We start from the raw sequence: 25,529 nt of genomic DNA on the forward strand, positions 1-25,529 counted from the left end.
GCCTCGCCTCCCTTCCGGGGGCGATGGCATGACCGGGGCGGCTTGCCTGTTCGAGCCTGCGCCCGTTGACACGGGCGACGTGCTCGCCTCGATCCGCCGGCTGATCGCCAGCGACAATGCGATAACCGGCGCCAGGGGCGAGGGCGCCCGGATGACCGGCGCATCCTTCGCCCGGGATGGCGCCCTGCCCTGCGCGACAAGCCTCGGCTGTGCCCGATCCGTCAGGGCTCCGTTTGTGGACGGCGACCGGGCGGCAACCTTGCCCGAGGTTGCGCACCTCGCGGCTCCCGGCATGATCCGGCAGTTTGACTCCGGCCCTGGCCAGATGCCGCTGCGCCTGAAGCCAGAGGCGATGATCGCCACGGCAGAGGCGGCCAGTGATGCGGCCGGACCCCTGCGCCTGTCGCAGGAGATTGCAGCGCCCCGGCCTGTGGTTGCCCCGCCCGAGGAAGCGGCACCAAGCGCCGAGCAGGATGGGGCCGACCCCTCTCTCGATGAAGTTGCGGTGATGCCTGACACGGCGCCGATGGTGACCACTGGTACCGATGCGCAGCCCATGCTGGATGCCGGAAGCGGTTCTCCTGCCGCGCCGGGCTCCGACGCACGTGACAGCAACCCTCATGACCTTCCCAGCCCTTCGAACAAGGAAACGACCATGCATGCCTACCCGACCGGCGTCGTCTCGCCCCTGCATGCCGAGCCCATGATGGCAGGCGCTCCGGAACGCTGCGCGCAGAACATGGTCCCTGCGGCTTCGTCGGCTGCGGCCCCCGCCCCTGCCTCTGCAAATCCCGTAACCGAGGAAAACCCGCTGCGTGCCCTGCTGCGCGAGGTCGTGCGCGAGGAATTCGAGGCCGAGATGCAGCGCCGCCTGGACGACAACCTCCGTGGCATGATCCGCGGCGAGATCGTCGTCGCGCTGACCGAAGCACTGGTCCGTCGGCCCGCCTGACCCTTATGGCAGCGGGTGCAGGAGAGGCACCTTGGATGAGCCTGTTCCTTCCCCGCCCGCTGCGCCCGTGCCTGCTGCGTCAGCAGCTTGGCACGGATGCGTCGGCAGGCGAGGACAAGGGGACGGATACAGGTACCGGCAGCCGCAGACACCAGCCCCCTTCTACATATCCGTAACTCGTGCCCAGTTATCCCGCACTACGCATGTGGGGGCCAATACTTCAGGCATCGAAGGACGTGCCCCCTGCCAAGCAGGGCCAAGGCAAGGAGGTGCAGAACGCCAATCCGGCTGCCGGCCTCTGATCCGCGCATGCCACACTCGGCGGAAGAAGCCGGGGTCGGCGGCTTGGTCTCCTGCACTTTCAGTCGAGGCTGCTAACGGCCCTACAGGTAATCCTCGGGATCGACGCTGTCGAAGCCGTCGCGGACCTCGAAATGCAGGACGCCGCTGCTGCGGGCGGCGCCGATGCTCTGGCCGCGCTTGACGGCGTCGCCCTTGGCAACCGACAGCTTGTCCACGCCCGCATAGACCGTCATCAGCCCGTCATCGTGCCGCACGACCACGATGGGCACCCCGTCGGTGTCGCGCGTCACCGCCGCGACCGTCCCGCCACCCGCCGCCTTCACGGGCGACCCCGGCGGGGCCGAGATGTCGATGCCCTCGTTCGTGCCCTTCTTGTAGGCCCGCATGATCGAGCCGTTGGCCGGCATGGCGAACTTGCCGCTGCCCGAGGCCGCGGTCCGCGTGCTGCCCAGGTTCGGCGCATCCGCCGTCTTCGTCGGGGCGCTGGCGGGCTTGGTTTCCTCACGCGGCAAGGGCTGCCCGGAGGACGGCGGCCGGGGGGTGGGCGACCCGACGCCCGGCGCGGTGACCACGGCCGCCGTTGTCTGCGAACCCGCGGACGGCGTCGCGGCGCGCGCGGGCGTCGCATCCGAGACCGAGGGCTTGCGGACGCCCTGCCCTGCGAAGGGGTCCGTCACCTGCGGCGTGGCGCCCGCAGCGCCCCCCTGGGCCGGGCCCGCACCAGCGCCAGTGCCCACGGGCCAGCGGATCTGCGGGATCCTGAACGGACCCATGCTCACGGTCCCCGCCCCTCCTGCCGCCGGTTGCCCCGCAGCCGCCTGACCCGGCGCTGCGGCGGACCCGGGCTGCCCAGGCGCCCCCGGTGTCGCGCCCGGCTGGACGCAGCCCGCCAGGACCAGCACCAGCCCGCAGGCCACGACCTGCCCCGCAATCCGACCGAAACCCGCGCGGGTCCCCGCCCGCGCTGTCACTGAATTGACCATCTGCCCGTCCTCATCGTCCCTGCCGGGGGTCATGTCTGTCCCAACCCCTCGACCAGCGGCACGAACCGCACCTGCCGCATCTCGTCATAAGCGAAGCCCGTCTCGGTCCGCGTCACGCGGATCAGCGTCTGCACCGCGTCCGACTGCCCGACCGGCACGACCATGATACCGCCGACCTTCAGTTGCGACAACAGCGGCCCCGGAGGGTCCTCGGCCGCCGCCGTCACCATGATGCGGTCGAATGGCGCCTGCTCGGGCAGCCCGAAGGAGCCGTCGGCCACCCGCGCCGTGATGTTGGTCAGGCCGAGACGGCGGAACACCTCCTCGGCCTCGATCACCAGCCGGCGATGGCGGTCCACCGTCATCACGCGACGGCACAGCAGCGACAAAATCGCCGCCTGGTAGCCCGAGCCCGTTCCGATCTCGAGCACCACGTCGCGCGGGCCCACATTCAGCGCCTGCGTCATCAGCCCCACGACCGAGGGCTGGCTGATCGTCTGCCCGCAGGCGATGGGCAGGGGCGTGTCGTCGTAGGCGCGGTCCTCGAAATGGCCGCGCACGAAGGCGCCGCGGTCGATCCGCTCCATCGCGGCCAGGACGCGCGGGTCCGTCACCCCGTGCGAGCGCAGCGCAAACAGGAAGCGCATCTGCCGCTCGGCAGGACCGTCCCCGGGGTCGTCGGGCGGAGGGGCCGGGACCATGGCTCAGCCCTCGTCCAGCACCGCGGCCAGCCGCTCGGTCGTCGCGCGGCAGGTCAGGTCGGGGCGCATGGGGGTCACGGCGATGTGGTTCGCGCGCAGGGCCTCGACATCGCTGCCCGTGCCGCCGGGCGCCTGCTGGGAGCCGCCCGCGATCCACAGGAAGCGCCGCCCGTTGGGGGCGACCTGCGCCTTGACCCCGAATCCCACGCCCTCGCGCCGCCCCTGGGGCGTGACGCGGGTGCCCCGGACCTCGGCCGCCGAGCAGGGCGGGAAGTTGACGTTGTAGAACAGGGGATAGTCCTCGCCCTCGGCCCAGTCGGCATGATCGAGCAGCGCCCGGATCACGCGGGAACCGTGGAGGCGCGCGCCCTCGAAGGGATCGTCCAGCCGCGCCGTGCCCGGTCCCAGGTACTGCGACAGTGCGATCGAGCGCACGCCCTGCAGCGCCCCTTCCATCGCGCCGCCGATGGTGCCCGAATACATCACGTTCTCGCCCGCGTTGTTGCCCCGGTTCACGCCCGAGAGCACCAGGTCCGGCCTGCGGTCCGACAGGATGTCCCCCAGGCCCGCCAGCACGCAGTCAGCCGGGCTGCCCTCGGCCGCCCAGCGCCGGGGCGACAGTTCCGCGATCAGGGTCGGGTGGGCATAGCTGATGCAATGGCCCACGCCCGACTGCTCGAAGGCGGGGGCCACCGTCCAGACCTCGCCCCCGGGTCCGGCAAGCTCGGCCGCGATTTCGGCCAGTGCCTCGAGTCCCGGCGCGTTGATGCCGTCGTCGTTCGTGATGAGTATGCGCATCGCTTTCCCTGACGAGGGGCCGGCATGCTCTGCCCCCGAATGGCCGCATCCTGATTAGCCTCGCGCAGCCTTGACGTGCAAGTCGGCCGAATCGCTGTTTGACGCCCGCCCCTTGGGATATCAGGATGGCCCAAAAGCCGGGCAGCCATGCAGATCTTCCTTCCGATCGCCGAAGTTTCGGTGAATGCCTTTACCCTGGTCGCGCTGGGCGGCATCGTCGGGCTGATGAGCGGGCTGTTCGGCGTGGGCGGTGGCTTCCTGATCACGCCGCTTCTGTTCTTCATCGGCATCCCGCCCGCGATCGCGGTCGCAACCGGCGCCAACCAGGTCGTGGCCTCGTCCTTTTCCGGCGTGCTGGCGCATCTGCGGCGCAAGACGGTGGACATCCGCATGGGGCTGGTGCTGCTGGCCGGCGGCATCGCGGGGTCCGCGCTGGGCGTCGGCGTCTTCAACCTGCTGCAGCGGGTGGGGCAGGTCGAGCTGGTGGTCCAGCTGAGCTATGTCGTGTTCCTCGGCCTGATCGGCCTGACCATGCTGCGCGAAAGCCTGGGTGCGCTGATCGCCTCGCGCTCGGCCGCGCCGCCCAAGCGGCGGCTGCACGAGCACAGCTGGGTCCACCGCCTGCCCTGGAAGATGAAGTTCCGCGCTTCGGGGCTTTACATCAGCGTCATCCCGCCCCTGCTGGTTGGGCTGGCCGTCGGCGTGCTGGCCGCCGTGATGGGTGTCGGAGGCGGCTTCATCATGGTGCCTGCGATGATCTATCTGCTGGGGATGCCGACCAAGGTCGTGATCGGCACCTCGCTGTTCCAGATCGCGGCGGTCAGCGCCTTCACCACGCTGATGCACGCGGTCAGTTCCAACACCGTGGACATCATGCTGGCGGTTCTGCTGATCGTGGGCGGAGTTGTCGGTGCGCAAATCGGCACCCACTGGGGCGCGAAGCTGCGGGCGGAACAACTGCGGGTGCTGCTGGCCCTGCTGGTGCTGGCGGTCTGCGGCCGGCTGGCCCTGGACCTGGTGCTGCGGCCGGACGACCTTTTCTCGCTCGCGGCGGGTTGAGCATGCGCGGGTGGATCACAGCAGCGGCCCTTGCCGCGCTGCTGCCCCTGGCGGCGGCAGGCCAGACCGCGCCCCAGGACCCCCCGGTCACGCAGCCCGGCGTGCCCCTGCAGCGCGGCCCTGCCGTGCCGGCGCCCGAAACCCCTCCGCCCGAGCGGCTGGTCAGCGGATTGTCCCGCGACGAGGTGGCGATCACGGCCACCTTCACCGGGTCCGAGATCCTGATCTACGGCGCCATCCGCCGCGACCGGCCCGCGCCAGCGGCGGCCCCGCCCGGCATCATCGTCACGGTGGAAGGCCCCTCGCAGACCGTCACGGTGCGCCGCAAGGACCGGGTCGGAGGAATCTGGGTCAACACGCAGGGCGTCCGCATCGGCGCCGCCCCCGACTTCTACGTGGTGGCCACCAGCGCGCCCCTGGAAAACATGCTGGACCCCGCCGAGGACGTGCGCCACCGGATCTCGCCGCCGCTTGCCATCCGGGCGCTGTCGGGCGGCCTCGACGTCGAGGACACCACCCCCTTCACCGAGGCGCTGCTGCGCCTGCGTACCGAATCGGGCCGCTACCGGGTGGACGAGGGCGCCGTGCATATCCTCGAGGACACGCTGTTCCGGGCTGACGTGCAGCTGCCCTCGAACCTGGTCGAGGGCGACTATCGCGCCCGCATCTTCCTTTTGCGGGAAGGGCAGGTGATCGACAGCGACACGGTGCCGATCCGGGTGCAGAAGGTGGGGCTGGAACGCTGGCTCTACCGGCTCGCGATCCAGCAGCCCTTCTGGTACGGGCTGATGTCGCTGGCCATCGCCATGGCCGCCGGCCTGATCGCCTCGGCGGCCTTCCGGGCACTTCGGCGGGGCTGAGGCAGCCCCGCGCTTTCCTGAAGGGAAAAGTCCGGCTTCTCCGGAGGCAGGCGGGCGCCCTTCAGCGCGCCGCGCGGCGGGCGATCTCGGCCGCGGCGGCGCCCGTGCCGCCCGGCGCATGGGGCAGGCCCAGCGCCGCCATTCCCGCCTCGACCGTGGCAAGCGTACCCAGGTGCATCGGCGCGGCGATGTGGCCCATATGCGCGATCCGCAGCGCGTCCGAAGGCTCGGGCGCGCCCAGGCCGATGCCCAGCGTCAGCCCGGCGGCTTCCTCGGTCCAGGCCCGCAGCCGCCCGGCGCCGGGCAGGTGGACGGCCGTGACCGAACGCGCCCGCGCCGCCGGGTCGGCCACCAGCGCCCGAGGGCCCTGTCCGCCTGCGCCCCAGGCATCCAGCGCCGCCCAGGTGGCGGCGGCCAGCCCCTCGTGCCGCGCCCAGGCGGCCTCCAGCCCCTCCTCGTCCAGCAGCATCGCCAGCGCCTCGGCCAGCCCGTAGATGTGCTGGACCGGAGGCGTGCCGCCCCAATAGCGCCACAGCTCCTCGGGGCCGCTGCGGGGGCGCCAGTCCCAATAGGGCGTGGCCGCGCCACGGCCCGCGGCGACCTTCTCGGAATACCAGACGAAGCCCAAGCCCGGCGGCACCATCATTCCCTTCTGGCTGGCCGAAACCAGCACGTCCACGCCCCAGTCGTCCATGTGCATCGGCTCGCAGCCCAGCGAGGCGATGGCGTCCACCGCCAGCGCCGCCGGGTGGTCGCCCATGGCCTCGCGCAGGGCGGGAATGTCGCTGCGGACCGAACTGGCCGTATCCACCTGGCAGACCAGCACGGCCCGGATCTCGCCTGCCTTGTCGGCAGCCAGCCGGTCGCGCAGGCGCTGGGGATCGACGGCGGTGAAGGGGGCGGATTCGATCCGCTCGACCTGCACGCCCATCGCCTCAGCGGTGTTCGCCCAGGCGCTGCCGAAATGCCCCGACACCAGCACCAGCGCCCGGTCGCCCGGCGCAAAGAGGTTGATGTTCGCGGCCTCCCAGGCGGCATGGCCGTTGCCGATATAGGCCGCGACATGCTGCGTCGTGCCCGCCAGACGCTTGAGGTCCGCCATGACGCGCAGGTTCAGCTCGACCAGCTCGCCCCCGTAGATGTCGGGCGAGGGGCGGTGCATCGCCCGCAGCACCCGGTCGGGCACGGGCGAGGGACCGGGAATGGCAAGCACGGGGCGGCCGGCGGCAAAGCTCATGAAAGACCTCGGGAAATGGATAGGCCCGGAATGGGTAGAACCGCCCGGCCTTCCCGTCCAGCCCGGCCGCCGATCCGCCGGCGCCACGCCGCATTTCGTCCTGATCCGACTGCTTTCCCGGCCGGGGTCCCGCGAGGGCCGGGCAGAAACGCCCCGACCGCCCCGGCCTTGCCCCCCCTTCCCCGCGCGGCTATCCCGCCCTGAACCAGGAGTGCCCGATGCCCTCACGCGCCGACCGACAACGCGGCCTGTTCCGCAGGCTCTGGCGGGATTACCTGCGCCCCTACTGGCCGCGCATGGGTTTCGCCACGGTGCTGATGGTGATCGAGGGCTCGACGCTGGCGCTGCTCAGCTGGATGCTGAAGCCGCTGTTCGACCGGGTCTTCGTGGGCCGCGACGAAAGCGCGATCTGGTGGGTCGGCGGGGCGATCTTCGGGCTGTTCCTGATCCGGGCCGTCACGTACGTCGTCACCCGCGCGATCCTGACCTCGGTCCAGCAGGGCGTGGCCACCCGGATGCAGGCGGACCTTCTGTCCCACATCATGACGCTGGACGGCGACTTCTTCCAGGAGAACCCGCCCGGCGCGCTGATCGAGCGCATCCAGGGCGACACGCTGGCGATCCGCTCGATCTGGACGACCTTCATCACGGGGGCGGGGCGCGACGCGATCTCGCTGGTGGCGCTGTTCGGCGTGGCGGTCGCAACCGATCCCTGGTGGACGGCCGCCGCGCTGGTGGGCGCGCCGCTGCTGATTCTGCCCACGGGGCTGGTCCAGCGCTATATCCGGCGCAAGATGCGGCAGAACCGGGGCTTCGCCTCGACCCGCGCCACGCGGCTGGACGAGGTGCTGCACGGCATCCGCGCGGTCCGCCTGTACCGGATGGAGGAGTACCAGACCGCCACCTTCCGCCGCATCGTGACCGACATCCAGCGGTCCGAAACCAAGGTCAGCGCGGTGGGCGCGCTGGTCCCTGCCCTGATCGACATCGTGACGGGGCTGGGCTTTCTGGGCGTCCTCGCCCTGGGCGGCGCGCAGGTCACCAGCGGCGAGCGGACGGTGGGCGACTTCATGTCCTTCTTCACGGCCTTGGCGCTGGCCTTCCAGCCGCTGCGGCGCCTGGGCGGGCTGGCCGGAGGCTGGCAGACGGCGGCGACCTCGCTGGAGCGGATCTACGCGGTCTTCGACACCCATCCGACGATCCGCTCGGGGCCGCGCGGCGAGCCGCCGTCCGACACGACCATCCGGCTTGAGGACGTGCATCTTTCCTATGGCGGCCACCCGGTCCTGCGGGGCCTCAGCTTCACCGCCGAGGCAGGCAAGACCACGGCGCTGGTCGGTCCTTCGGGCGCGGGCAAGTCCACCGTCTTCAACCTGCTGACGCGCATGGTGGACCCGGATGCGGGCGCCGTTACCCTGGGCGGCGTGCCGGTGCGGGACTTCACCCTGCCCGTCCTGCGCGACCAGTTCTCGACCGTCAGCCAGGAGGCCGCGCTGTTCGACGAGACGCTGCGCGAGAACATCACGCTGGGCCATCCCGTCCCGGAAGACCGCCTGCGCGCCGCCGTGGCTGCGGCCCATGTGGCGGATTTCGCCGACGAGCTGCCGCTTGGCCTCGACACACGGGTCGGCCCGCGCGGCTCGGCCCTGTCGGGAGGCCAGCGCCAGCGCGTCGCCATCGCCCGCGCGCTTCTGCGCGACGCGCCCGTGCTGCTGCTGGACGAGGCGACGAGTGCTCTGGATGCCGCCTCGGAACGGCTGGTGCAGCAGGCGCTGGATGAACTCAGCCAGGGGCGCACGACGCTGGTGATCGCGCACCGGCTGTCCACCATCCGCGCGGCCGACCGGATCGTGGTGATCGAGGCGGGGCGGGTTGTCGAACAGGGCAACCATGACCAGCTTATGGCGGCAAACGGCGCCTATGCGGCGCTGGTCAGATTGCAGTTCGGGGGCGATTGATGCGACGGATCATCCGGGTCGGCGGGGCCGACCGCATGGACTTCCTGCAGGGGCTGGTCACCAATGACGTGACCCGCGCGCCCGTCTCGGCCGCGCTGCTGACGGCCCAGGGCAAGTACCTGGCGGATTTCCTGGTCGTGCCGGACGGCGAGGCGCTGCTGATCGACGTGGACGCGCGGCTGGCGGACGACCTGCTGCGGCGGCTGTCGATGTACAAGCTGCGCGCGGCGGTCGAGCTTGCGCCGACCGACCTGCAGGTGACGCGCGGCACCGGCCGCGCGCCCGAGGGCGCGATACCCGACCCGCGCCACCCGGCCCTTGGCTGGCGGCTTTATGGCAAGGTTGAAGGCGACGACGGCACCGACTGGGACGCCATTCGCGTTGCCCACACCATTCCCGAGACGCTAGTCGAACTGATCCCCAACGAGACCTTCATCCTCGAGGCCGGTTTCGAGCGCCTGAACGGCGTCGATTTCCGCAAGGGCTGCTATGTCGGGCAGGAGGTCACCGCCCGGATGAAGCACAAGACCGAGCTTCGGAAGGGCCTCGTCACGGTCGCCATCGACGGCGAGGCCCCGGTCGGCACCCCCATCCTGATGGCCGACGGGCGCGAGGCGGGAACCTTGTTCACCCAGTCCGGCGGCCGGGCCATCGCGCATCTGCGCTTCGACCGCATGGACAGCCCGCTGACCGCCGGAGGTGCGGCGATCCTTGCGGCTGATGAGCGGGCCCAAGCCACGCCGTAGGATGCGTGCTCTGCACGCACCATCCCGGCCCCGGTGCGTGGAGGCCATGCACCCTACTGGCGCGTCGAAACCATGACCCCTGACGCGCCCGACCGCATCCGCCGCATCGTCCATGTCGACATGGACGCCTTCTTCGCCAGCGTGGAACAGCGCGACAACCCCGACCTGCGCGGCAAGCCCGTGGCCGTCGGCGGCTCGTCCCTGCGCGGCGTCGTGGCGGCGGCCAGCTACGAGGCGCGGCCCTTCGGCGTACGCTCGGCCATGCCCTCGGTGCGGGCAAAGCGGCTCTGCCCCGACCTCATCTTCGTCAAGGGCAGGTTCGAGGTCTATCGCGCCGTCAGCGCCCAGATCCGGGACATCTTCGCCCGCTTCACCCCCCTGATCGAGCCCTTGTCGCTGGACGAGGCCTACTTGGACCTGACCGACCACCTCGAGGGCCGCACCGCCACAAGCATCGCCAAGGAAATCCGCGCGCTGATCCGGGCGGAAACGGGGCTGACCGCCTCGGCGGGGGTCAGCTACAACAAGTTCCTGGCCAAGCTCGCATCCGACCAGCGCAAGCCCGATGGGATGTTCGTGATCCCGCCCGAAGCCGGGCCGGACTTCGTCCTGACCCTGCCCATCGGCCGCTTTCACGGCATCGGCCCGGCCACGGGCGCCAAGATGGAACGCCACGGCATCCGCACCGGCGCCGATCTGCGCCGCCAGAGCCTTGAGTTCCTGACCGCCCGCTTCGGCAAGTCCGGGCAGTATTACTGGAACATCTCGCGCGGGATCGACCATCGCGAGGTCCGCCCTGACCGCGAGCGCAAGTCGATCGGCGCCGAGACGACCTTCATGACCGACATCCACGACCTCAATGCCGCAGCCGAGGCGCTGGCGCCCTTGGCCGAGAAGGTCTGGCGCCACTCGAGCCCGCGCGGGATTTCGGGCCGGACGGTGACGCTGAAGGCGAAATACACCGACTTCCAGACCGTCACCCGCGCCCACAGCCAGCCCGGCCCCGTGATGTCGCAGACCGAACTGCTGGCCCAGGCCACATTGCTGCTGCCGCAGGTGCTGCCCGACCCGCGCGGCGTGCGCCTGCTGGGGATCACGCTTTCCGGCCTCTGCCCCCTGCCGCAGGGACCCTGGCCCGAACAGCTGAGCCTTTTCGGCTGAGGCTTGCGGCCGGCGCATGGATCGGCTCCAGTGCGGCGATTTCAAGATGCGAGGCGGCGGATGCAGGGGGGCGATCGCGGGCTGGTCCTGCTTGTGCCGGTGTTATGGGGGCTGAACTTCCCGGCGACGGCGCTGCTGCTGACCCATTACCCGCCGGTCCTGGCGGCCACGCTGCGCTTTGTCCTGCTGGCGATTCCCGCGATGCTGTTCGTGCCCTTTCCGCAGGTCAGGCTGCGCTGGCTGATCGGCGGGGCGATGGGCGTGGGCGTCATGCAGTTCGCCTTTCTCTACATCGGGATGGCGGTGGGGATGCCGGCGGGGCTCGCCTCGCTGGTGCTGCAGGCCTCGGCGCCCTTCACCATCCTTCTGGCCGCGGGTTTCCTGGGCGAGCGGCTGACGCCCCGTCGGCTGGCGGGGATCGGCCTTGCCGTGCTGGGACTTGCGATCATCGGAGCCACTCGCGCGCAGTCGGCGGCGCTGCTGCCGGTGCTGCTGACGCTGATGGCCGCCTTCGGCTGGGCCATCGGCAACATCTGCTCGCGGCTCGCGATGCCGCCGAAGCCCCTGCACATGACGATGTGGATGTCGATCGTCCCGCCCATCCCGCTGTTCGCGCTGTCGCTGCTGATGGAAGGACCGCAGATCGTCCCTGCCCTGAGCGGCGCCTTCACGGCCGGGGCCATGCCCGCCAACCTCGGGCTGCTTTACGTCGTCATCTTCGCCTCGTTCATCGGCTATGGCATCTGGAACACGCTGATCTCGCGCTATCCCGCCAGCGAGGTTGCGCCCTGGTCGATGCTGGTCCCTATTGTCGGCGTCGCGTCGTCCTGGGCGCTGCTGGGCGAACGGCCCCACCCGGTCGAGCTGATGGCCGGCGCCCTGGTGATCGGCGGGGTCATCCTTGCCAGCAGGGCGGCCGTCCGCGCATAGACATTTTTTGATGCGTTTTCCCGCAACCCAAGCGGCTTCCAAGGGTTGTCAAGCAGGCTTTGCGGAATAGCTGCCACATCGGCGTCGCATAAGCCTTGATAAACTTGGCTCATGCGCGGTTTGCGTGCGGCGCATGGCCGCAATGCGGGCAAGGGGATAACGAATCGGTGCCGGGGCATATACTGCTACGCGACACCCTTCAGGGCAGATAACACGGGGCCTGCGGCGAGCCCCTTTTCCCTCGTTGTGGGGTGACAGGAATGGAAAGACTTCATGCGTGATTTTGTGGACGGCTCGGCATTCAACTTCGAACAAGGGCAGCGGGCGCGCAAGCTTTTCGCGGCGGTCGTGCTGGCCGCGCTGGATGACGCCATCGCGGACGACAAGAAATACGGCAACGGCGCCGAGCAGATCGCCCGCTGGGCGCGGTCGCGCGACGGGCGCGAGGTGCTGAGCTGCGCCGGCATCGACCCGAACGAGCGGGTGGTGAAGGGCCTGGTCGAATTCGTGACCAAGGGCGTGCGCACCTCGGTCGCCCTGTCGCGCGAGGAAAGCGAGCGCCGCATGGCCGCGGAAGAGGCCGAGGCCGCCTGAGGCATCCGTCCCCTGCATCACGGGCCGCCCCTTGGGGCGGCCTTTTGCGTTTCAGCCGAACAGCCGCAGGACAAGCGGCGCGATCAGCGCCGTCAGGATGGCGTTCAGCCCCATGCCGATCCCGGCGAAGGCTCCGGCCGTGGGATTGACCTGGAAGGCGCGGGCCGTGCCGATCCCATGCGCGGCCGTACCCACCGCCAGTCCCCGCGCGCGCCAGTCGCGCAGGCCCAGCGCATTGAACAGCGGGGTCACCACGATCGCCCCGCAGATGCCCGTCAGCAGCACCAGCACCGCCGCCAGCGTGGGCTGTCCCCCCAGGTTCTCGGCAATGCCGATGGCGACGGGCGCGGTCGCTGACTTGGGCGCAAGCGAGGCGATGACCTCGCCCCCCAGACCGAAGAGCCGCGCGATGGCCAGGGCCGAGACGACCGCCACCACCGACCCCGCGACCAGCCCTGCAACGATCGGCAGCGCCGCCGCCCGCATCCGGGGCAGGTTGTCCTGCATCGGCAGGGCCAGGCAGACGGTGGCCGGACCCAGCATGAAATGGACGAACTGCGCGCCCTCGAAATAGGTCGCATAGGGCGTGCCGGTCGCTGTCAGCAGCAACCCCAGCAGGACGACCGAGATCAGCACCGGGTTGGCCCAGCTCTGCCCCCGCGCCAGGCGGAAGACGGCGGCGCCCAGCGCATAGGCGGCCAGCGTCGCCGTGAGCCACAGCAGCGGCCCCTGAGAAAGATAGGCCCAGATCAGGGCAGGATCGGCGCTCATCACTCTTTGGACCCCGTCCAGCGCGCGACCAGCGTGAAGGCCCCCGCCCCCGCGACCAGCGCCAGCACCGTCGAGACGACGATGGCCGCCAGCAGCGCCAGCCCCTGATCCCGCAGCAAGGGCAGATGCGCGACGATGCCGACGCCCGCCGGCACGAAGAGCAGCGACAGATGCGCCAGCATCCCCTGTCCCACCGGCCGCAGCCAGTCGGCCAGCCCCGGGCGCAGCCGCATGGCCGCGAGCAGCAGCACCAGCCCCACGACCGGCCCCGGCAGCGGCAGGTGGAGGCCGCGAGAGACGACCTCTCCGACAAGCTGGAAGCCGAGAATGGTGACAAGCGCCGGGACCATGCGCCATCGTTAGCACGGGTCTGCCGCTTTGGAAGCCTCCCGCCGTCACGCCGCGGAAAGACGGCTGCCGCGTTGACTTGCCCGCGCGCAGGGGTTGAATCGCGCCCGACCTTCCACGGAGCCGCCTTGCAGTTCGACCGCCTTCGCCTTTCCGGCTTCAAGAGCTTCGTGGACCCGACCGAGCTGGTCATCCGCGACGGGCTGACGGGTGTCGTCGGTCCGAACGGCTGCGGCAAGTCGAACCTGCTGGAAGCCCTGCGCTGGGTGATGGGCGAAAGCCGCCCCACCGCCATGCGAGGCGAGGGGATGGAGGACGTGATCTTCGCCGGCACCACCCGCCGCCCCGCCAAGGGGCAGGCCGAGGTGACGCTGGCCCTGGACAACAGCGCCCGCCGCGCGCCCGTGGGCTTCAACGACACCGACGGGCTGGAAGTCACGCGGCGGATCACGCGCGAGGCGGGCTCGGCCTATCGCATCAACGGGCGCGAGGTGCGGGCACGCGACGTGCAGATGCTGTTCGCGGATGCCTCGACCGGGGCGCAGTCGCCCGCGCTGGTCCGCCAGGGGCAGATCAGCGAACTGATCAACGCCCGCCCCAAGGCGCGCAGGCGTGTGCTCGAGGACGCGGCGGGCATCGGCGGCCTTTACCAGCGCCGGCACGAGGCCGAGCTGCGCCTGAACGGGGCCGAGCAGAACCTGTCGCGCGTGGATGACCGGCTGGAACAGCTCGCCTCGCAGGCCGCCGCGCTGTCCCGGCAGGCCCGCACCGCCGCCCGCTATCGCGAGATCGGCGCGGCGCTGCGCCGGGCCGAGGGGGCGCTGGTCTGGCGCCGCTGGTCCGAGGCGCAGGCCGCCCTGACCATCGCCCTGTCCGCCCTGGCCGACGCCCGCGCCGCAGCCGCCCTGGCCGAAACCCGCGCCCGCGCCGCCAGTGCCGCGCGCACCCGGGCCGAGGCCGCCCTGCCTGCCTTGCGCGAGGAGGAGAGCATCGCCGCCGCCCTGCACAGCCGTGCAGGCGCCGAAGCCGATGCGCTGGACGAGGCCGAGGCCCGCGCACGCGACAGCATCGCCGCCCTCGCCGCGCGCATGGCGCAGCTTGACCGCGACATCGCGCGCGAGTCCGCGCTGAACCGCGACGCGGGCGAGACACTGGCGCGGCTGAAAGGCGAACGGGACGATCTGGATCGGGCGCAGGCAGGCCACGAGGACCGCCTTGCCGCAGCCGCCAGCGCCGCCGAGGCCGCGGGCGCCGCCCTGCGCGACGCCGAGGCGCGGCTGTCCGCCCTGACCGACGAATCCGCCCGGCTCGAAGCGCGCCACCAGTCGGCGGAGCGTCTCGCCACCGACCTCCGTGCCATGCGCGACCGGGCCGAACGCGCCCGCGCCGACGCCGAGGCGGCAGCCGAGCTTGCGGAAAAGGCCGGGTGCGAGGCCGGGGACCTGCTGACGGCCGCGACACGCGCTCTGGACGCTGCGCGGGTCCAGGCCGAGGCGGCCGAAACCCGCCTTTCCGCGGCCGAGACCGCACGCGCCACGGCAGCCGAGGCCGAGACCACCGCCCGCGCCGCCCGCGCCACCGCCGAGGGCGAGGGCGCCGTGCTGGAGGCGGAGCGCGCGGCGCTGGCCCGCCTCGTCGAACGCGGTCGCGCCACGGCGGGCGCGGTGCTGGACGCCGTAACGGTCGCGCCCGGTTTCGAGGTTGCCTTGGGCGCCGCGCTGGGTGACGACCTGCACCTGCCCGTGGCCGACCGGGGCGCCGGCTGGCGCGAGCTTCCCGCGCCTGACCAGACCCCAGCGCTGCCCGAAGGCGCCGCGCCCCTTGCGGCACAGGTGCAGGCACCCCCCGCCCTTGCCCGACGGCTCGCCCAGATCGGCGTCGTTCCGGATGCGGGGACGGCCGCCCGGTTGCAGCCCGCGCTGGGCCCCGGCCAGCGGCTCGTCACCCCGGCGGGCGACCTTGTCCGCTGGGACGGGCTGGCCCTTCCGGCCGGGCAGGCCGCCTCGGCCGCAGCGTTGCACCTGCAGCAGGCGAACCGCCTCAAGGCCACGCAGGCTCAGGCCGCCGAGGCCCGGAACCGCGCCACCGCAGCCATCGCCGCCCATGGCGTTGCCGGCGCCGCGCTGAAACAGGCCGCCGCCGCCGAGGCCGCCGCTCGCGACGCTGCCCGGGCCGCCGAACGCGCCCTGTCCGAGGCCGCCCGCAGCGCGACCCGCGCCGAATCCGACCTGTCGCGCGCGTCGACCAGGGCCGAAGCCGCCCATGCCGAACGCGCCCGCCATGCCGCCGACGCGGCCGAAGCCGCCCGCCGCCTGTCCGGGGCCGAGGCAGCCCTGTCCGCCCTTCCCGACCGTCAGGCCACGGCGGCGGCACTCTCGCAGATCCGGACGGCGGTCGAGGCAGCCCGCACGACGACCCTCGCCCAGCGCGCCGCCTGGGACGAGTTGCGCCGCGAAGGCGAGGCCCGCGCTCGCCGCCTGCAGGCCCTCGCCCGCGAGCTTCCCGGCTGGCGCGCGCGGCTGGACCAAGCCAGCACCCGCGACGCCGAACTGACTGCGCGCCGTCGGGCCACCGCCGCCGAACTGGCCGAGGCCGAAGCGGTGCCCGCAACCCTTGGCCAGCGCCGCGCCGCCTTGTCGCAACGCCGGGGCGAGGCCGAGACCCGCCTGTCCCGCGCCCGTGCTGCACTGAGCGCCGCCGAAGCTGCCCTGCTTGCCGCCACCGCCGCCGAGCGCGAGGCCGAGCGCGCCGCCTCGGATGCCCGCGAGGCCCGCGCCGTCCGCGAAGCCAAGGCAGACGCCGCCCGCGAGGCCGAAGCGCAGGCCCGCGCCCGTATCGCCGAGGACACCGGCGCTGGTCCAGACGCACTGGCCGCGACCCTGGGCGCCACTGACTCCCTGCCCTCGGCCGCGCAGCTCGAGATTGAAATCGCCCGGCTACGCAGCCAGCGCGACGCCTTGGGCGCCGTGAACCTGCGCGCCGAGGAGGACAAGCGCGAACTGGAGGAGGAACGCGAGAAGCTCGCCGCCGAGAAGGACGACCTGACCGAGGCCATCCGCAAGCTGCGCGCAGGGATCGGCAGCCTGAACCGCGAGGGACGAGAGCGGCTGCTGGCCGCCTTCGACACGGTGAACGCCAGCTTCGGCACGCTGTTCGCGCATCTCTTCGGCGGGGGCGAGGCGCGGCTGGTGCTGGTCGAGTCCGATGACCCGCTGGAGGCCGGGGTCGAGATCCTTGCCCAGCCGCCGGGCAAAAAGCTCTCCACGCTCAGCCTGCTGTCGGGGGGCGAGCAGACGCTGACAGCGCTGGCGCTGATCTTCGCGGTCTTTCTGGCGACGCCCGCCCCGATCTGCGTGCTGGACGAGGTGGACGCGCCCTTGGACGACGCCAACGTCGCCCGCTTCTGCGACCTTCTGGACGAGATGACGCGGCGCACCGACACGCGCTTCCTGATCATCACCCATCACGCGGTGACCATGTCGCGCATGGACCGGCTGTTCGGCGTCACGATGGTGGAACAGGGCGTGAGCCAGCTGGTCAGCGTGGATCTCCGGCGCGCCGAGGCCATGGTGGCGTGACGGAAGAAGGGGGCGCTGCCCCCGCCTTCGGCTCCCCCGGGATATTTGGGTCCGGCCCGAGGGGCGCGGGGTGGCAAACCGGGCGGGGCGCGGCTAGCGTGGCGCCCGACCACATATCGGAGGAAGCCATGTCCCACGCTGCCCGCCTGCGCGAGTTGAACATCAGCCTTCCCGACGCGCCGCTGCCGGCCGCGAACTATGTCCCCGCCGTGCAGGCCGGCGACATGCTGTTCGTGTCGGGCCAGATCGCGGCCGGACCCGAGGGGCTGATCCGAGGCCGGCTGGGCGAGGACATGGACGTGGCCCAGGGCGCGGCCGCAGCGCGGGCCTGCGGCCTGGCGCTGATCGCGCAGGCGCAGGCGGCGCTGGGCTCGCTGGACCGCGTGGTGCGGGTCGTGAAGCTGACGGGCTTCGTGAACTCGACCCCCGACTTCACCGACCAGCCCGAGGTCATCAACGGCTGCTCGGACCTGATGGTCGAGGTCTTCGGCGATGCCGGCCGCCATGCCCGCGCCGCCGTCAGCGCCCCCGCCCTGCCACGCGGCGTCGCGGTCGAGATCGAGGCGATCTTCCAGGTGACCGGCTGAGGGCACCTGCCGGTCTTCTTCTCACAAATATCCCGGGCTGCCGAGCGCTCGGGAAACAGTCCGGCGGGCTGTTTCCAACGAGGCAGGCCCGGGAGGCCCGAGCGGGGCAGCGCCCCGGTCCAGCGGTTCCACTATCCGGACATCTGTCATGCTGCATCCCGCCTTCCTGACCCGTCCCCTGGCGCATCGCGGCCTGCACGGGCCGGGGATGCCCGAAAACTCGATGGCGGCCTTCCGCGCCGCCGTCGCGCAGGGCTACGGGATCGAGCTGGACATCCAGCCCGCCGCCGACGGCACGCCCCTGGTGTTTCACGACCATGATCTGAAGCGGCTTGCCGGGCGCGAGGGCATGATCTCGGCGCTGTCTCCATCCGACGCCACCGCGACCCGTCTGCTCGGCACCGACGAGACGATCCCCACGCTGAAGGCGGTTCTGGACATGGTCGCAGGCCGGGTGCCGGTGCTGATCGAGATCAAGGACCAGGACGGCAGCCTCGGCCCTCGGATGGGCGGACTGCCGGACCGGGTGGCCGAGGTCGTCGCGCCCCGGCAGGCGCAGGGACATCCGATCGCCGTGATGTCCTTCAATCCCCATGCCGCGGCCGAGGTGCGCGCGGTTGCCCCCGGCGTCACGGTCGGGCTGACCAGCTGCCGCTTCGACCGCGACAACTGGCCCCGCGTCCCCGAGGCGCGCCGGGTGGCCCTGTCGCGGCTTGAGGATTTCGAAAAGGTCGGCGCGGATTTCATCTCGCACGATCACCGGGACCTCAAGAACCCGGCAGTGGTCCGGCTGGCCGCTCAGGGGGTGCCGGTCCTCTGCTGGACGATCCGATCGCCCGCCCAGGAAACCGCCGCCCGCCGCATCGCCTGCAACATCACCTTCGAGGGCTACCTGCCGCAGGCGTCCTAGCCGAGGCGCCTCAGACTGACGCCGTGTCCTGCGCCGCCGCCAGCACCGCGTGCAGCGCCACCGGGTCGTCGTTGGCCCGCAGCTTTGTGCGCATGTCGCCATCCCGCAGGGTGCGGCTGACGAGGGCCAGGGCCTTGAGATGCTCGACCCCGGGGCTGTCGGGGGCCAGCAGGGCGAAGACCAGGTCCACCGGCTGGCGGTCCACCGCGTCGAAGTCCATCGGCTTTTCCAGCCGCAGGAACAGGCCCGCCACGCGGTCCAGCCCCGGAATGCGGGCATGGGGCAATGCCACGCCATGGCCCACGCCCGTCGCGCCGAGGCTTTCGCGTTCCTGCAGCGCGTCCAGCGTCGTGGCCGCGTTCAGGCCGTAGGCCTGCGCGGCCATCTCGGCCAGGTCGTGGAAAAGCCGCTTCTTGGAACTGACCTGCGCCTGCGAGCGGACCGCCGCAGGGGAAAGAATATCGCTGATGCGCATGTTCTGCTGTCCTGCCCGTCCTTGACCCGCGGCGTGAAAACCGGACAGGCCGAAACCTGCCCGGCTATCGTGCTAACGCTGCGGCGTCAGCTCAGGTTGCGGGGGTCGATCCAGCCGACATTTCCGTCCTCGCGGCGGTGAACCACGTTGACGCCCCCATGTTTCTCGTTGCGGAACACCAGCATCGGCGCGCCCGCAAGCTCCATCTGCATGACCGCGTCACCGACAGACAGCGTCGGCACCCGGGTCTCCATCTCGGCGACGATGATGGGCTGCAGGCCGGCTTCGTCCCGGTCTTCCCACTCATCTTCGTCGGCGGCCAGCACATAGCTGGCTGCGGCGCCGTATTCAACAGGCTCGGTGCGGTCCTTGTGATGGTCCTTCAGGCGGCGCTTGTAGCGGCGCAGCTGCTTGTCCATCTTCTCGCGGCATTTCTCGAAGGCCGCATAGATGTTGTCGGGGTCCTGCCCCTTCGCCTGGACCGTCAGCCCGGTGGACAGGTGCACCACCGCGTCGCAGGTCAGGTGATGGGCATCACGCGAAAAGATCACCGTGGAGTCGGTCGGCCGCTGGGCGTACTTCTCGAAGGTCGCGTCCAGCTCGTTCTCGACATGGGTGGACAGCGCCTCGCCGATGTCGATCTGCCGTCCACTGATCTGATAGCGCATGATTCTTTCCTTTCCGAAAGCCGCCCTGACCACCGCGCCCAGCCGGCACGGGATCGGGCCGGGAAGAGAGCCTGAAGCGGCCCCCTGTTCTTCATTTGGGAACAGCCTGCCTCCCGTGTCAATCAGCGGGGCTCAGCCCAGCGAGAAGCTTTCGCCCAGGTAGACCTCGCGCACGCGGGGATCCTGGACGATCTCGGCGGTGGTGCCCGACATCAGCACGCGGCCGTCATGCAGGATATAGGCGCGGTCCACGATCCCGAGCGTTTCGCGCACGTTGTGATCGGTGATCAGCACCCCGATGCCGCGCGACTTGAGGTCGTGGACAAGGCCCCGGATCTCGCCCACGGCGATCGGATCGACGCCCGCGAAGGGCTCGTCCAGCAGAAGAAAGGCGGGGTCCGAGGCCAGGCAGCGCGCGATCTCGACCCGCCGCCGCTCGCCCCCCGACAGCGCCAGCGCCGGGGCGTGGCGCAGGTGGCCGATCGAGAAGTCGCCCAGCAGCTCCTCCAGGCGCTCGCGGCTCTGGTGGCGCTCGCGGCCCGCGACCTCGAGGACGGCCATGATGTTCTGTTCCACCGTCAGCCCGCGGAAGATCGACATCTCCTGCGGCAGGTAGCCGATGCCCATCTGGGCGCGGCGGAACATGGGCAGGGCGCTGACGTCACGCCCGTCGATGACGATGCGGCCCGCGTCGGGAATGACCAGCCCCGCGATGCAGTAGAAGCAGGTGGTCTTGCCCGAGCCGTTCGGCCCCAGCAGCGCCACGACCTCGCCCCGCGCTAGCCGCAGCGAGACGTCGCGGATCACGGGGCGATTGCGATAGGACTTGCGCAGCCCCTCGACCACCAGCCCTTCCCGCACGGCCGCCCGGGGCCGCGCCGCCTCGCGCGCATCGGCCATCAGTTGGCGCCCGGCTGCAGGACGGTGCGCACGCCCCCCTGGACCGAGGCGGTGCCGTCCGTCAGGTTCACCTCGATCCGGTCTCCCGCGAGCACGCTGCCCTCGCGGGTGACGATGGCATCGCCCGTCAGGACGACCGTGCCCTTTTCCACGTCATAAACGGCCTCGGCCGCCTCGGCGGCGTCGGGGCCGCTGACCAGCGTGACGCCGCCCGTGGCGTTCAGCGAACGGATGCTCTGCGTGCCGCCCTCGGCATAGACGACGGTCACGCTGTCGGCCGACAGCCGCATCTCGCCCTGCCCGATCAGCACGTTGCCGGTGAAGACCGCCTCGCCCGTGTCCTGGTTCACGCGCAGCGATTCGGCCGTGACCTCGACCGGGGCCGCCGTGTCGGCCTGGATGCCGCCGAAGGCCACGGTCTGGGCCGCGGCGGGCAGCGCCAGGCCCAGGGCCAGAAGGCTGGGCAGGAACGGAAATCGCGGCATGGTCAGGCTCCTCTTCCCTTGGGAAACGGCGGCGCTCAGGGGCGGTATAGCAGCCGCACGCCTCCGTTCAATTCAAGAACCTTGCCCCCGCCCTCGCCGGGGCCGAGGCGCATGGCGCCCGCCTCAAGCTCGCCGAAGGGCGCGGTGACGGCGACGGATCGCGGGGCGGTGGCAACGCCGGCCCTGATCCCGGCCTGCAGTTCGGGGGCGGTCATCTCCCATCCCGTGGACAGGGTCATGCGCACACCGCCGTCCAGGGTCAGGCCGTCGCCCTCCAGCTGCGCGCCGGGGGCCGTGACCAGCATCAACAGCCCGTCGCGGAAACGCCAGTCCAGCGTCACGTCGCGCGCGGTGCCGCTGTCGCCCCCGCCCGGAACCGCGCGGGCCGCCCGCAGCGTGACCTGCGCACCATCCGCGGTGACGGTGGTGAACTCGGGCGTGCCGATGCCGGGGCTGCGCGACAGTTCCTCAATCGCGCCGCGGGCATAGGGGATCGCCGCCTGCGGATCGGGCTTGCGCGCCAGCAGGAACAGGACCGACAGCAGCGCCAGCGCCGCCAGCGGCAGGATCACCCGCAGCAGGCGGACGATGCTCGTGCGCAGCACCTCACACCATCCCGGCCCGCAGGCAGTCGTGGATGTGCAGGATGCCGCGCGGGCGGTCGCCCTGAACCGCAAACAGGCTGGTGATCTTGCTGTCCTGCATCTGCGCCAGCGCGGCCTCGGCCAGCGCCTCGGGAGCGATGGTGCGGGGGTTCCTCGTCATCACCTCGCCCGCCGTGTTGTCCAGCAGCCCTTCCATGTGCCGCCGCAGGTCGCCGTCGGTGATGATGCCGACCAGCCTGCCGTCGCCATCCGTGACGCCGGTCACGCCGAAGCCCTTGCGGCTGATGGTCAGCAGCGCCTCGGCCATGGGGGCGGTCTCGGAAACCAGAGGCATGTCCTGGTGCATCAGGTCGTCCACGCGGGCAAGCCGCGCGCCCAGCTTGCCGCCGGGATGGAAGGTTCGGAAATGCTCGGGCGTGAAGCGGCGATGCTCCATCAGCGCCACGGCCAGCGCATCGCCCAAGGCCAGCGTCATGGTGGTCGAGGTCGTGGGCACGATCCCCGTCCCGCAGGCCTCGGCCGCCTGCGGCAGCAGCAGCGCCACGTCCGACTGGCGCAGCAGGGTCGAGCCCTCGCGTCCCGCCACCCCGATCAGCGGGATGGAAAAGCGCCGCGTATGCGCCACGATGTCCGCGATCTCGGGCGTCTCGCCGCTGTTGGACAGCACCAGCGCCACGTCGCCTTTCGTGACCATCCCGAGGTCGCCGTGGCTGGCCTCGGCCGGGTGGACGAAATGAGCGGGCGTGCCGGTGGATGCCAGCGTCGCCGCGATCTTGCGGCCCACGTGCCCCGACTTGCCCATGCCGGACACGATCACCCGGCCCGTGGCTTCCAGGATCAGCCGCACGGCGGCCTCGAAGGGCTTGGCCAGCGGGCCGTCCAGCGCGGCCTCGATCTCGGACAACCCTTGCGCCTCGCAGCGGATCACGCGGCGGGCGGTATCGACATATTCGCTCATGGACGGGACTTAATGGTGGAAGATGTCGTTGTCATCGCCCCAGCCCATCAGGTCCAGCGTGGCGCGGGCGGGCAGGAAGTCGAAGCAGGCCTGCGCCAGCGCCGTCCGCCCCTCGCGCTCCAGCCGCTTTTCCAGCTCGGCCTTGAGCGCATGCAGATGCAGCACGTCCGAGGCCGCATAGTCCAGTTGCGCGAGGGTCAGTTCCGCAGCCCCCCAGTCGCTGGTCTGCTGCTGCTTGGATACGTCCACGCCCACAAGGTCGTTCAGCAGGTACTTCAGCCCATGCCGGTCGGTGAAGGTCCGCACCATCTTCGACGCGATCTTGGTGCACCAGACGGGCCGCGTCACCACGCCGAAGGCGTTTTCCAGCGCCGCGATGTCGAAGCGGCCGAAGTGGAACAGCTTCAACGTGCCCTCGTCGGCCAGCATCCGGGTCAGGTTCGGCGCCTCGCGCTGGCCGCGGGCGATCTGCACCAGATGGGCGTCGCCGTCGCCCGCGCTCATCTGCACCAGGCACAGCCGGTCGCGGCGCGGGTCAAGGCCCATGGTCTCGGTGTCGATGGCCACGACCGGCCCCAGGTCCAGCCCGTCGGGCAGGTCGTGGCGGTGAAGATGGATGGTCATGCGCGGGTCCCTTCGGCTTTGGGGCGGATGTGCCCGCCCCGCCGGGGCGCGTCAATGAAAAGGCGCGGGCTCAGCCGGTGCCCTGCCCGCCGGTCGCGGCATAAACCTCGCCGGTGATGTAGCTCGCCTCGTCGCTGGCCAGCAGCACAAAGATCGGCGCGATCTCGACCGGCTGGCCCGCGCGACCCAGCACGGTGTCGGCCCCGAACTGGGGCAGATCCTCCTTGGGCTGCCCGCCCGAAACCTGCAGCGGCGTCCAGAACGGTCCCGGCGCCACCGCATTCACCCGGATGCCCTTGGACGCGACCTGCTTGGCCAGCGCCTGGGCAAAGACCTTCCCCGCGCCCTTGGTCATCGCATAGTCCAGCATGTCGGGCGAGGGCGAATAGGCGTTGATCGAGGAGGTCACGATGATCGAGGCGCCCTTCTTCAGGTGCGGCAGCGCCTGCTGCGCCATCCAGAAGGGGGCATAGATGTTGGTCTTCATCGTGGCGTCGAACTGCTCGGTCGTGATGTCCGTGATCGACTTCTGCGCCTGCTGCATCCCGGCGTTCAGAACCAGCACCTCAAGCCCGCCCAGCGCCTTCACGGCATCGTCCACGACCTGACGCGCGGCCTTCTCGTCCTTGAGATCAGCAGGCAGCGCCACGGCGCGGCGGCCCTCGGCCTCGATCAGCCTGATCACGGTCTCGGCGTCGCTTTCCTCGCGCGGGTGATAGCAGATCGCCACGTCCGCGCCCTCGCGCGCATAGGCGATGGCGGTGGCGCGACCGAGGCCGCTGTCGCCGCCCGTGATCAGCGCGCGCTTGCCTGCCAGCCGCCCGTTGCCCTTGTAGCTGGTCTCGCCGTGATCGGGCTGGGGTTCCATCTTCTCGGCCAGCCCCGGCCAGGGCTGCTGGTCGTCGGAATACGGGTTCAGCGGCAGGTCGGGGTTCTCGATCGAGCCCGCGCGGTGCGGCGGGATGACGGGATCGTTCTCTTCCTTCGAGGACATGGATTCGGCCTTTCACTTGTCGGAAGCTGCCGGGGGCAACGCCGCGCGTCCCGCCCCGTTCCACCGCGGCCCCGCGATACTGGCCAACAAAAGCGAAATGCGCCGCCCTTCAGTCCACGCGTGGCCGGTCCACCGCCCGCGTGCGGCGGCGGCGGATGCTGGCGCGGTATTCCGCGTCGAAATAGCGCACGACGACCCCGATCGCCGCCCCCAGCGGCACCGCCAGCAGCAGGCCCGCAAAGCCGAAGAGCGTCCCCCCGACCGCCAGCGACAGCAGCAGGAAGACCGGGTGCAGCTTGACGGAATCCCCCACGATGCGGGGGGTGACGAAGTTCCCCTCGGCCACCTGTCCGAAGACGAAGACAAAGGCTACCAGCGCCACCATCCACCAGTCGCCCCAGAACTGCACCAGCGCCACGCCGGTGGCCAGGATGAAGCCGGAGAACGACCCCAGGTAGGGGATGAAGTTCAGCAGTCCCGAGGCGACGCCGATCAGCAGGCCATAGTTCAGCCCCAGCGCCATCAGCACCGTGGAATAGAAGGTCGCGAGCAGGGCTCCCACGATCACCTGACCCCGCACGAAGCCCGTCATCACGTCGTCGATGTCGCGGGCCAGCCTGCGGATCAGCGGCGCCTGCTCGGGCGGCAGGCGCTTGTTCACGCCCTGGAGGATCCGGTCCCAGTCATACAGCATGTAGATCGAGACCGTCGCCGTCGCGATGAAGATGAAGATCGTGCCCACCGCGCTGATCACGGTGCTGACCGTGCCGCCCAGCAGCAGCAGCGCCGTCAGGCGGATGCGCTCGAACAGGTCGGTGATGAACTGGCGCAGGAAGCCGCCGTCCTCCATCAGTTCGGGAAAATGCACGGTCAGGAAATCGAAGCCCGAGCGCACCGCGCGCGGCAGCGCCTCGACCGCCTGGCGGACCTGCGCGATCAGCGTGGGCAGCACCCACAGCGCGACCGCGATCATGGCCGACAGGCCGACCAGCGCGATGATCGCCACCGCCCAGGCGCGACCGATGCCCAGCCGCTCCAGCCGGTCGGCCAGGGGATCCAGGAAATAGGCCAGCGCCGTGCCCAGGACGAAGGGCGACAGCACATGGCCGACCTCGCGCACCAGCAGGACGAACAGCACGAGCCCCGCCAGCATCCAGATCGTCCGCGGCCGAAGCATTACCAGCATGTCGCGCCCACCGTCCCTGTTTTGACCGCGACTATTGGCGACAAAGCCTGCCTGCGCAACGCCGCCGCGCGCACGCCCTTCGCACATCCGCTTGACGCGGAAAGGGGGCGCTTGCGGCGCCCCCAGCATGCTTCTTCTTCGTCCAAATATCCCGCGGG

General features: G+C 70.9%; 26 protein-coding genes. 11 read left to right on the forward strand and 15 right to left on the reverse strand.

All coding sequences use genetic code 11. The features are described from left to right. Positions 1 to 28 precede the first annotated feature (28 nt). Positions 29 to 952 carry a hypothetical protein gene (locus tag BLQ03_RS00175; RefSeq protein ID WP_090751429.1) on the forward strand — a complete coding sequence of 308 codons (924 nt, stop codon included), beginning with the start codon at positions 29 to 31 and terminating at the stop codon, positions 950 to 952. A gap of 383 nt (positions 953 to 1,335) precedes the next feature. Here BLQ03_RS00175 and BLQ03_RS00180 read toward each other — a convergent pair whose 3' ends face one another. Genes BLQ03_RS00180 through surE form a run of 3 tightly spaced genes read right to left on the reverse strand, consistent with a single transcriptional unit; the run spans position 1,336 to position 3,737 of the window. Continuing rightward, entirely contained in the window at positions 1,336 to 2,271 is a 936-nt protein-coding gene (locus BLQ03_RS00180; protein WP_217629629.1) for a murein hydrolase activator EnvC family protein, read from the reverse strand. Further along, positions 2,268 to 2,939 (reverse strand): protein-L-isoaspartate(D-aspartate) O-methyltransferase, encoded by a 672-nt coding sequence (locus tag BLQ03_RS00185; RefSeq protein WP_090751431.1) that lies wholly within the window; start codon positions 2,937 to 2,939, stop codon positions 2,268 to 2,270. The genes BLQ03_RS00180 and BLQ03_RS00185 overlap by 4 nt, the downstream gene beginning before the upstream one ends. A gap of 3 nt (positions 2,940 to 2,942) precedes the next feature. Continuing rightward, positions 2,943 to 3,737, reverse strand: a complete 795-nt coding sequence (surE, locus tag BLQ03_RS00190) for a 5'/3'-nucleotidase SurE (protein WP_090751432.1) — start codon at positions 3,735 to 3,737, stop codon at positions 2,943 to 2,945. Between the two features lie 147 nt (positions 3,738 to 3,884). On the opposite strand from surE, the gene BLQ03_RS00195 reads away from it, so the two are divergent. Together BLQ03_RS00195 and BLQ03_RS00200 are read left to right on the forward strand one after the other, a co-directional pair. Continuing rightward, on the forward strand, positions 3,885 to 4,796 hold the full coding sequence (locus BLQ03_RS00195) for a sulfite exporter TauE/SafE family protein (protein ID WP_090751433.1): 912 nt from the start codon (positions 3,885 to 3,887) through the stop codon (positions 4,794 to 4,796). Positions 4,797 to 4,798: 2 nt separating this feature from the next. Further along, positions 4,799 to 5,656, forward strand: coding sequence for a TIGR02186 family protein (locus tag BLQ03_RS00200; protein ID WP_090751434.1), 858 nt, complete (start codon positions 4,799 to 4,801; stop codon positions 5,654 to 5,656). A 61-nt stretch (positions 5,657 to 5,717) separates the two neighbouring features. On the opposite strand, the gene BLQ03_RS00205 is transcribed toward BLQ03_RS00200, so the two are convergent. Next, positions 5,718 to 6,893: a pyridoxal-phosphate-dependent aminotransferase family protein gene (locus BLQ03_RS00205; protein WP_090751435.1), complete on the reverse strand. Its 1,176-nt coding sequence runs from the start codon at positions 6,891 to 6,893 to the stop codon at positions 5,718 to 5,720. Positions 6,894 to 7,111: 218 nt separating this feature from the next. On the opposite strand from BLQ03_RS00205, the gene BLQ03_RS00210 reads away from it, so the two are divergent. The 5 genes from BLQ03_RS00210 to BLQ03_RS00230 all read left to right on the forward strand — a co-directional run bounded on the left by BLQ03_RS00210 (position 7,112) and on the right by BLQ03_RS00230 (position 12,282). Beyond that, on the forward strand, positions 7,112 to 8,851 hold the full coding sequence (locus tag BLQ03_RS00210; RefSeq protein WP_090751436.1) for an ABC transporter ATP-binding protein: 1,740 nt from the start codon (positions 7,112 to 7,114) through the stop codon (positions 8,849 to 8,851). Further along, positions 8,851 to 9,597: a CAF17-like 4Fe-4S cluster assembly/insertion protein YgfZ gene (gene ygfZ, locus BLQ03_RS00215; RefSeq protein ID WP_090751437.1), complete on the forward strand. Its 747-nt coding sequence runs from the start codon at positions 8,851 to 8,853 to the stop codon at positions 9,595 to 9,597. The genes BLQ03_RS00210 and ygfZ overlap by 1 nt, the downstream gene beginning before the upstream one ends. A gap of 72 nt (positions 9,598 to 9,669) precedes the next feature. Further along, positions 9,670 to 10,758 carry a DNA polymerase IV gene (gene dinB, locus BLQ03_RS00220; protein ID WP_090751438.1) on the forward strand — a complete coding sequence of 363 codons (1,089 nt, stop codon included), beginning with the start codon at positions 9,670 to 9,672 and terminating at the stop codon, positions 10,756 to 10,758. Between the two features lie 60 nt (positions 10,759 to 10,818). Beyond that, on the forward strand, positions 10,819 to 11,688 hold the full coding sequence (locus tag BLQ03_RS00225) for an EamA family transporter (RefSeq protein WP_090751439.1): 870 nt from the start codon (positions 10,819 to 10,821) through the stop codon (positions 11,686 to 11,688). Between the two features lie 273 nt (positions 11,689 to 11,961). Next, the gene (locus BLQ03_RS00230) at positions 11,962 to 12,282 is read left to right on the forward strand and encodes a DUF6280 family protein (RefSeq protein ID WP_090751440.1); all 321 of its coding nucleotides are present in this window, start codon (positions 11,962 to 11,964) and stop codon (positions 12,280 to 12,282) included. Positions 12,283 to 12,333: 51 nt separating this feature from the next. Here the strand turns inward: BLQ03_RS00230 and BLQ03_RS00235 are convergent, their stop codons facing one another. Continuing rightward, on the reverse strand, positions 12,334 to 13,053 hold the full coding sequence (locus BLQ03_RS00235; protein WP_090751441.1) for an LrgB family protein: 720 nt from the start codon (positions 13,051 to 13,053) through the stop codon (positions 12,334 to 12,336). Continuing rightward, a complete protein-coding gene (locus BLQ03_RS00240) occupies positions 13,053 to 13,403 on the reverse strand; it encodes a CidA/LrgA family protein (RefSeq protein ID WP_090751442.1) in 351 nt (116 codons plus the stop codon). The genes BLQ03_RS00235 and BLQ03_RS00240 overlap by 1 nt, the downstream gene beginning before the upstream one ends. A 126-nt stretch (positions 13,404 to 13,529) precedes the next feature. Between BLQ03_RS00240 and smc the strand changes: the two genes are divergently transcribed. The 3 genes from smc to BLQ03_RS00255 all read left to right on the forward strand — a co-directional run bounded on the left by smc (position 13,530) and on the right by BLQ03_RS00255 (position 18,476). After that, positions 13,530 to 16,979: a chromosome segregation protein SMC gene (gene smc / locus BLQ03_RS00245; protein WP_090751443.1), complete on the forward strand. Its 3,450-nt coding sequence runs from the start codon at positions 13,530 to 13,532 to the stop codon at positions 16,977 to 16,979. Positions 16,980 to 17,107: 128 nt separating this feature from the next. Then, positions 17,108 to 17,566 carry a RidA family protein gene (locus BLQ03_RS00250; RefSeq protein ID WP_090751444.1) on the forward strand — a complete coding sequence of 153 codons (459 nt, stop codon included), beginning with the start codon at positions 17,108 to 17,110 and terminating at the stop codon, positions 17,564 to 17,566. 148 nt (positions 17,567 to 17,714) lie between these two features. Beyond that, a complete protein-coding gene (locus tag BLQ03_RS00255) occupies positions 17,715 to 18,476 on the forward strand; it encodes a glycerophosphodiester phosphodiesterase family protein (protein ID WP_090751445.1) in 762 nt (253 codons plus the stop codon). Positions 18,477 to 18,486: 10 nt separating this feature from the next. Here the strand turns inward: BLQ03_RS00255 and BLQ03_RS00260 are convergent, their stop codons facing one another. The 9 genes from BLQ03_RS00260 to BLQ03_RS00300 form a co-directional block, all read right to left on the reverse strand. Continuing rightward, a complete protein-coding gene (locus tag BLQ03_RS00260; RefSeq protein WP_090751447.1) occupies positions 18,487 to 18,951 on the reverse strand; it encodes a PTS sugar transporter subunit IIA in 465 nt (154 codons plus the stop codon). Positions 18,952 to 19,037: 86 nt separating this feature from the next. Next, positions 19,038 to 19,619, reverse strand: coding sequence for a ribosome hibernation-promoting factor, HPF/YfiA family (gene hpf, locus BLQ03_RS00265; protein ID WP_090751449.1), 582 nt, complete (start codon positions 19,617 to 19,619; stop codon positions 19,038 to 19,040). 132 nt (positions 19,620 to 19,751) lie between these two features. Then, positions 19,752 to 20,519 (reverse strand): LPS export ABC transporter ATP-binding protein, encoded by a 768-nt coding sequence (gene lptB, locus BLQ03_RS00270; RefSeq protein ID WP_090751451.1) that lies wholly within the window; start codon positions 20,517 to 20,519, stop codon positions 19,752 to 19,754. Continuing rightward, the gene (gene lptA / locus BLQ03_RS00275; RefSeq protein WP_090751453.1) at positions 20,519 to 21,004 is read right to left on the reverse strand and encodes a lipopolysaccharide transport periplasmic protein LptA; all 486 of its coding nucleotides are present in this window, start codon (positions 21,002 to 21,004) and stop codon (positions 20,519 to 20,521) included. Before lptA ends, lptB begins: the two co-directional genes overlap by 1 nt. A 35-nt stretch (positions 21,005 to 21,039) precedes the next feature. After that, complete coding sequence (locus tag BLQ03_RS00280; protein ID WP_090751455.1) at positions 21,040 to 21,609, reverse strand: hypothetical protein; 570 nt, start codon at positions 21,607 to 21,609, stop codon at positions 21,040 to 21,042. 1 nt (position 21,610) lies between these two features. Beyond that, positions 21,611 to 22,567 carry a KpsF/GutQ family sugar-phosphate isomerase gene (locus BLQ03_RS00285; RefSeq protein ID WP_090751457.1) on the reverse strand — a complete coding sequence of 319 codons (957 nt, stop codon included), beginning with the start codon at positions 22,565 to 22,567 and terminating at the stop codon, positions 21,611 to 21,613. Positions 22,568 to 22,576: 9 nt separating this feature from the next. After that, positions 22,577 to 23,191: a ribonuclease D gene (locus BLQ03_RS00290; protein WP_090751460.1), complete on the reverse strand. Its 615-nt coding sequence runs from the start codon at positions 23,189 to 23,191 to the stop codon at positions 22,577 to 22,579. 70 nt (positions 23,192 to 23,261) lie between these two features. Next, positions 23,262 to 24,185 carry an SDR family oxidoreductase gene (locus BLQ03_RS00295; protein ID WP_090751462.1) on the reverse strand — a complete coding sequence of 308 codons (924 nt, stop codon included), beginning with the start codon at positions 24,183 to 24,185 and terminating at the stop codon, positions 23,262 to 23,264. Positions 24,186 to 24,294: 109 nt separating this feature from the next. Beyond that, complete coding sequence (locus BLQ03_RS00300) at positions 24,295 to 25,371, reverse strand: AI-2E family transporter (RefSeq protein ID WP_175558729.1); 1,077 nt, start codon at positions 25,369 to 25,371, stop codon at positions 24,295 to 24,297. Positions 25,372 to 25,529 lie beyond the last annotated feature (158 nt).

The organism is Paracoccus chinensis, from assembly GCF_900102885.1.
Classification (GTDB): domain Bacteria; phylum Pseudomonadota; class Alphaproteobacteria; order Rhodobacterales; family Rhodobacteraceae; genus Paracoccus; species Paracoccus chinensis.

Coding starts and splice junctions, on each gene's coding strand:
- surE (WP_090751432.1), bottom strand. CDS start 3,737: ATGCGCATACTCATCACGAACGACGACGGCATCAACGCGCCGGGACTC.
- lptA (WP_090751453.1), bottom strand. CDS start 21,004: ATGCCGCGATTTCCGTTCCTGCCCAGCCTTCTGGCCCTGGGCCTGGCG.
- lptB (WP_090751451.1), bottom strand. CDS start 20,519: ATGGCCGATGCGCGCGAGGCGGCGCGGCCCCGGGCGGCCGTGCGGGAA.
- BLQ03_RS00255 (WP_090751445.1), top strand. CDS start 17,715: ATGCTGCATCCCGCCTTCCTGACCCGTCCCCTGGCGCATCGCGGCCTG.
- BLQ03_RS00240 (WP_090751442.1), bottom strand. CDS start 13,403: ATGGTCCCGGCGCTTGTCACCATTCTCGGCTTCCAGCTTGTCGGAGAG.
- BLQ03_RS00225 (WP_090751439.1), top strand. CDS start 10,819: ATGCAGGGGGGCGATCGCGGGCTGGTCCTGCTTGTGCCGGTGTTATGG.
- ygfZ (WP_090751437.1), top strand. CDS start 8,851: ATGCGACGGATCATCCGGGTCGGCGGGGCCGACCGCATGGACTTCCTG.
- BLQ03_RS00295 (WP_090751462.1), bottom strand. CDS start 24,185: ATGTCCTCGAAGGAAGAGAACGATCCCGTCATCCCGCCGCACCGCGCG.
- BLQ03_RS00180 (WP_217629629.1), bottom strand. CDS start 2,271: ATGACCCCCGGCAGGGACGATGAGGACGGGCAGATGGTCAATTCAGTG.
- BLQ03_RS00300 (WP_175558729.1), bottom strand. CDS start 25,371: ATGCTGGTAATGCTTCGGCCGCGGACGATCTGGATGCTGGCGGGGCTC.
- BLQ03_RS00250 (WP_090751444.1), top strand. CDS start 17,108: ATGTCCCACGCTGCCCGCCTGCGCGAGTTGAACATCAGCCTTCCCGAC.
- BLQ03_RS00175 (WP_090751429.1), top strand. CDS start 29: ATGACCGGGGCGGCTTGCCTGTTCGAGCCTGCGCCCGTTGACACGGGC.
- BLQ03_RS00200 (WP_090751434.1), top strand. CDS start 4,799: ATGCGCGGGTGGATCACAGCAGCGGCCCTTGCCGCGCTGCTGCCCCTG.
- BLQ03_RS00210 (WP_090751436.1), top strand. CDS start 7,112: ATGCCCTCACGCGCCGACCGACAACGCGGCCTGTTCCGCAGGCTCTGG.
- BLQ03_RS00260 (WP_090751447.1), bottom strand. CDS start 18,951: ATGCGCATCAGCGATATTCTTTCCCCTGCGGCGGTCCGCTCGCAGGCG.
- hpf (WP_090751449.1), bottom strand. CDS start 19,619: ATGCGCTATCAGATCAGTGGACGGCAGATCGACATCGGCGAGGCGCTG.
- BLQ03_RS00235 (WP_090751441.1), bottom strand. CDS start 13,053: ATGAGCGCCGATCCTGCCCTGATCTGGGCCTATCTTTCTCAGGGGCCG.
- BLQ03_RS00230 (WP_090751440.1), top strand. CDS start 11,962: ATGCGTGATTTTGTGGACGGCTCGGCATTCAACTTCGAACAAGGGCAG.
- BLQ03_RS00195 (WP_090751433.1), top strand. CDS start 3,885: ATGCAGATCTTCCTTCCGATCGCCGAAGTTTCGGTGAATGCCTTTACC.
- dinB (WP_090751438.1), top strand. CDS start 9,670: ATGACCCCTGACGCGCCCGACCGCATCCGCCGCATCGTCCATGTCGAC.
- BLQ03_RS00185 (WP_090751431.1), bottom strand. CDS start 2,939: ATGGTCCCGGCCCCTCCGCCCGACGACCCCGGGGACGGTCCTGCCGAG.
- BLQ03_RS00285 (WP_090751457.1), bottom strand. CDS start 22,567: ATGAGCGAATATGTCGATACCGCCCGCCGCGTGATCCGCTGCGAGGCG.
- BLQ03_RS00205 (WP_090751435.1), bottom strand. CDS start 6,893: ATGAGCTTTGCCGCCGGCCGCCCCGTGCTTGCCATTCCCGGTCCCTCG.
- BLQ03_RS00290 (WP_090751460.1), bottom strand. CDS start 23,191: ATGACCATCCATCTTCACCGCCACGACCTGCCCGACGGGCTGGACCTG.